Source organism: Microcystis sp. M113S1, from assembly GCF_020246945.1.
Lineage (GTDB): Bacteria > Cyanobacteriota > Cyanobacteriia > Cyanobacteriales > Microcystaceae > Microcystis.
This window is the reverse complement of the sequence record NZ_JADBSA010000155.1, coordinates 1-4,754: the sequence shown is the minus strand read 5'-3', so window position 1 is coordinate 4,754 and position 4,754 is coordinate 1. Positions and strand designations below refer to the sequence as shown.

The following is a 4,754-nucleotide window of genomic DNA, read 5'->3' as shown; positions in this document are numbered from 1 at the left end:
TTTATAGTATTTAATCAGAGCTTGCTGAATAAATCTAAAACCTTGTTGGGTAAGACTTTTAGACTTTTTGTCAATCAAAAAGTACCGGATCTGGGGGTGATCGGGGGGAAAATTCAGGGACTTTTTCCCTGAAAATTAGGTAATTGACCCCCTCAAAATCGGTAAAACCCTACACCCTACACCCCACACCCCACACCACAAGAAACTTTTTCAGCAGACCCTATCTAGACATCCCTAGGATTGAGATGGATCATTTCCCAAGTCACATAGGTACCGATCGGACTCCAAATCAGGTAGGGTAGGAGTAGGATGCCCGCCCAAGAAGAAACAGGGAAAACCAATAGCGCCAGAAGACAACCCAAGAAAAAACCCGTACCTCCGATAATCGTTCCCGCTTTGAGACTGCGTAGTTTACAGGTGACGGGAGTATAGGCAGTAATAGTCAATTCCACCAACAGATAAAAAGCCATCAAAAACCAGCGATTAGCCGGTTGCGCTTCCCAGACTAAATAAGCAGAAATTGCCCCACAAATATAGATAATTGTCCAGATAAGAGGGATTAATCTTTCAAAGGTTAACCAATCGGGACGACGCAATCGCGCAAACCAACGTACATCCCGAGAATTAAGTAATCCCCCACCTAACGCGACCAAAAATCCCACGACACCGATAAGCAACCAAGAGGGAATCATGATTTTTAGCTATCCTCCGCTAATTTTGGCTTTGTAACCCGATTCAATGAGAATTTGTAGAATTTTTTGGCGATGATCTCCTTGGATCTCAATGGCATTTTCTTTAACTGTACCACCCGTTCCGCAAGCAGTTTTTAACTGTTTTAATAATTTAGTCAGAGTTTCGGTTTGACATTGAAAACCTGTAACTATGGTAACGGTTTTTCCCGCACGACCAGAGCGGGAGGTTTGTACTCGCAAATTCTGCTGATTCGGCGGTAATTCAGGAATGGAACGCTCAAAAGCTTGGGAATTACTTTGATCTCCAAATTCCTGATAGGCAATCCGGTTTTTTTCCTTAGATTTACTCATATAGCAATTATCATAGTGGGTTTGGGTTGTGGGGAAGTGGGAAGATGGGAATTATGAATTATGAATTATGAAGTGGGGAAGTGGGGAAGTGGGGAAGTTGTCTCATCACCCTATCACCTCAAAACCCTATCACCCCAAAACCCTATCACCCCAAAACCCTATCTCCCTATCACCTCCTGACTCCTGACTCCTGACTCCTGACTCCTGACAACTGATAGCTCTTAATTGGTTGGACTGGCAGCGCATTTGATTAAGTTCATCTGCCGACATTCGATCGAGATGACCTAAAATCATATTAACTCGACCTTGGCACTTTAATTTTTCTCGATGTCGTGCCAAAAAATCCCAGTAAAGAAAGTTAAAAGGACAGGCTAAATCCCCGACTCGTTCATTTTTTTTATACACACAACCCCGACAATAATCACTCATTTTATCAATATAGTTGGCCGAGGCGGCGTAGGGTTTAGAGGCGAGAATTCCCCCATCGGCAAATTGTCCCATTCCCAACACATTAGTCTGCATTACCCAATCGTAGGCATCGATAAAAACACTATGAAACCAGTTCTCAACTGCTGGGGGAGAGCAACCAAAAATTAAGGCAAAATTGCTCAAAATCATTAATCTTTGAATATGATGGGCATAACCGGTATTTTCCACCTGTGATAATACTTGTTTGAGGCAATTCATCTCGGTTTGATTACTATCCCAAAAGAAAGCCGGTAAGGGTTGTTGATGCTCAAACCAATTATGATTAGCGTAATCTTCTCCCAGATAATGATAAATTCCCTGCATATATTCCCGCCATCCCAACACCTGACGGATAAATCCTTCGATGCTATTTAGGGCTAAATTATCTTTTTTATAGGCAATTTCTGCCGCTTGAATCACTTCCAATGGCGTTAATAATCCTAGATTAAGATAGGGAGATAATAGGGAATGCCAGAGGGTTTCTTCTTCCGTTATCATCGCATCTTGGTAGGGGCCAAAGTTAGGCAGACAATTAGTGATAAAATGCTCCAAAACCTGTAAAGCTTGTCTGCGGTTTACTGCCCAGCGAAAAGGTTTGATTTTTCCATATTTAGGAATATCTAAAGCTTCTACATCAGCGATAACCTGAAGGGTAATTTCATCGGGTTCAAACCAAAGAGGAGCAGCAGTTTTTAATCCATCCTTGGGCGGTTTGCGGTTTTGTTTATCAAAGTTCCATTGTCCTCCTATCGGTTGATTATCCTCGATTAAAATCTGCCATTTTTTACGACTTTCTCGATAGAAATCCTCTAGTAATAGTCTTTTACGAGATTTAGCCCAATTATTGAAATCTGTCCTAGTCCAGAGAAAGTGATTATTATCAATTAGGGTTATAACACAGTCTAAATTCAGATTTTTGATTAATCTAAGAAAAGGTAAATCATTAGGCATCATAATCTGTAATTCTTTAATACCTAATCGTTCAATCCAAGCAGATAAAATCGGTTCAAAATCTTCAGCAACTTCGTAGGTTACAGACCATCCTAAAGTTTTTAATTCTTCGGCAAAATGACGCATCGCCGACCAGATTAAAACTAATTTTTGCTGATGATAGGGTCTTTGTCGAATATGATTGTGGGATTCAATTAAAATAACCGGTGTTTCCCGTGCATAGGCTTGACGATTAGCTAATGCCGCTTGTCCTGTCCATAATTGATCCCCTAAAATCCAAATGCCAATGGTCATAATTATTTCATTGCCTCGACTATTCCCCCGTATTTTTTAGCCATAATATCCGCCATTTCCCGAGCAGAAAATTTACTGGCTTTGTCGATGCTGGGGGTAAATGTACCCGTAGGGGTTAAATAATGGGTAAATACCCCGACTTTTTTGCTAATAATCCACATATTTCTTGAAGTAAAAAATCAAAAAGGGGATGGGGAGTGGGAAACTGCCATTTATAGTCATTTCAATTAAGATTGAGAATATGAATGCCAGAGTTGATAAGGGTTTGATCGGTCTAGACTGTATCAGACTTATCTGAAATGACTATAATACTTCTCACTGAATACCACTCACTTAAAACTCGCATCTGATTACTGATCACTGATTACTGATTACTGATTACTGATCACTGATTACTGATTACTGATTAGGTTTTTGTCCTGAGACTTTGGGCGCTTAGATAAAGTTGCGTCCATTCTTTGACCACTTGCGTGTGTTTACAGTTTAATTCGCTGGCGATTTCCTCAAGGGTTTTACCCGCTTTTAAGCCATCGATAACGCTTTTACCCGTGGGAGAAAGGGCTGCATAGTAAATTTGCCATTGACTGAGAGTTAAGCCAAAATTATGCTCTTTCGGGCTGATTTCTAACCATTCACTGATTAATTCTGCCCCTTCCTTGAGGGCAAAAACCTTAATCGCATGATAGCCAACTTTTTCCCGGAGACGATAAATCCGTTGAATGGGAATATTCATCTCTTTGGCGATCGCATCTTGGCTTTGGCCGCCTAGATAGAGGTTAAACCAAGTCACCGCCTCCGGACTAACATTTTCCTCTAGATACCTAGCAAAACTCTCTTGAACTTTTACGCGGAGAATTTGCGCTTCTTGGCCAGTGCGTTCATCTTCGTAGGTAGCGATCGCATTTTGATCCAGTAAACTTAAGCTATTTTCCCCCTCATCGCCACTAATTTCATCGGAGAGAATCCGGATCATTTCTTCCCGCGGCACATTAGTGATACCGCTTTTCGCTTGACGACGGAGATAATTAACAAAACGATAGGCTAACAGGGGTTGATTGCGGATCGGACGCAGAGCGTATTCCTCTAGGGTGGCTAACACCAGCCGATCGCGAGTAGCTTGATCGTTGGTACAACGAGCGATCCATGCTAACTGGGATTGCAGATAGCGATCGCTATTTAACATCTCTTGAATAACTTCTTGCAAGACATCGGCCACCGCTTGCTGACGATCGCGACTTAAGGAAACCCAAGTGCGAATTTTTTGCCGGAGAGTGACACAAGCGCCGAGACGATCGATCAGGTTACGATAGGCGCGGGTGGGACTAACTTTGAGATAGCGTTGCCGTAAAATTTGCCAAAGATAGACTAATCCCCGTTTAGCGATTTCTAAATCTCTCCCATCTAAATTTTCCCAACGTTGGCTATCTTCACCGAGTAACCAATTGATAATAGTCTCCCGTTGGCGATCGGTTAAGGAATCCTCTGTTTGCGAGAGGCGATCTTGCCATTGTTGCCTTAACTCGTCGATTATTGTCGTCATCGAAAAATTGAGTTCCAAACCCCGTCCTAAAAGGACGGCTTTAGTTTGAATATTAGCGCATTTACACGATATATGCTAGAACCTGAGCCATGGAGAAAGCCGATCGCTGCCAATTTTACCCAACACCCGACTAGAACGAACTAATCAATTAAGTCTCTTGCTAGATATGGATTTAGTCGATTTATGCCCCCCGATCAAACCATACCAAGTAACGAAGAACCAGTATTGTTGTCTTGGCATCTTGTATGTTGATTTAGCATAAAGAGTAACGAACAGCCATTAATTTTAATAAACAACAGTTAGACAAACGCTAATTATCGAAATTTTGGGTTAAAGCCCCGTCCTTTTAGGACGGCTTTTTAAACTATAGCTTGTTAACTTAACTTTTATTGTGCTATACTGATTTTATCTAAGTACCCCCTGCGTAAAATGTTTGTCTTAGAGTTTAAAGTTAAAGC

At 41.5% G+C, this 4,754-nt stretch carries 5 protein-coding genes and 1 pseudogene; all 6 read right to left on the bottom strand.

Features of this window, described 5'->3' with window-relative positions; all coding sequences use genetic code 11:
• Window positions 1–196: pseudogene (locus IM319_RS07760) on the bottom strand (hypothetical protein); the annotation flags it as partial.
• A gap of 28 nt (window positions 197–224) precedes the next feature.
• Window positions 225–692 (bottom strand): TspO/MBR family protein, encoded by a 468-nt coding sequence (locus IM319_RS07755; RefSeq protein ID WP_286823612.1) that lies wholly within the window; start codon window positions 690–692, stop codon window positions 225–227.
• A 9-nt stretch (window positions 693–701) separates the two neighbouring features.
• Window positions 702–1,043 (bottom strand): translation initiation factor, encoded by a 342-nt coding sequence (locus IM319_RS07750; protein WP_002802447.1) that lies wholly within the window; start codon window positions 1,041–1,043, stop codon window positions 702–704.
• A 129-nt stretch (window positions 1,044–1,172) separates the two neighbouring features.
• Window positions 1,173–2,756, bottom strand: a complete 1,584-nt coding sequence (locus IM319_RS07745) for a cryptochrome/photolyase family protein (protein WP_287735201.1) — start codon at window positions 2,754–2,756, stop codon at window positions 1,173–1,175.
• Between the two features lie 2 nt (window positions 2,757–2,758).
• Window positions 2,759–2,917 (bottom strand): hypothetical protein, encoded by a 159-nt coding sequence (locus IM319_RS07740; protein ID WP_002776561.1) that lies wholly within the window; start codon window positions 2,915–2,917, stop codon window positions 2,759–2,761.
• A 245-nt stretch (window positions 2,918–3,162) separates the two neighbouring features.
• On the bottom strand, window positions 3,163–4,296 hold the full coding sequence (locus IM319_RS07735) for a HetZ-related protein 2 (protein WP_287735200.1): 1,134 nt from the start codon (window positions 4,294–4,296) through the stop codon (window positions 3,163–3,165).
• Window positions 4,297–4,754: the final 458 nt, after the last annotated feature.

Excerpts from the sequence above, each read along its gene's own strand:
- IM319_RS07750 (WP_002802447.1), bottom strand. The coding sequence starts at position 1,043 with ATGAGTAAATCTAAGGAAAAAAACCGGATTGCCTATCAGGAATTTGGA.
- IM319_RS07740 (WP_002776561.1), bottom strand. The coding sequence starts at position 2,917 with ATGTGGATTATTAGCAAAAAAGTCGGGGTATTTACCCATTATTTAACC.
- IM319_RS07755 (WP_286823612.1), bottom strand. The coding sequence starts at position 692 with ATGATTCCCTCTTGGTTGCTTATCGGTGTCGTGGGATTTTTGGTCGCG.
- IM319_RS07745 (WP_287735201.1), bottom strand. The coding sequence starts at position 2,756 with ATGACCATTGGCATTTGGATTTTAGGGGATCAATTATGGACAGGACAA.
- IM319_RS07735 (WP_287735200.1), bottom strand. The coding sequence starts at position 4,296 with ATGACGACAATAATCGACGAGTTAAGGCAACAATGGCAAGATCGCCTC.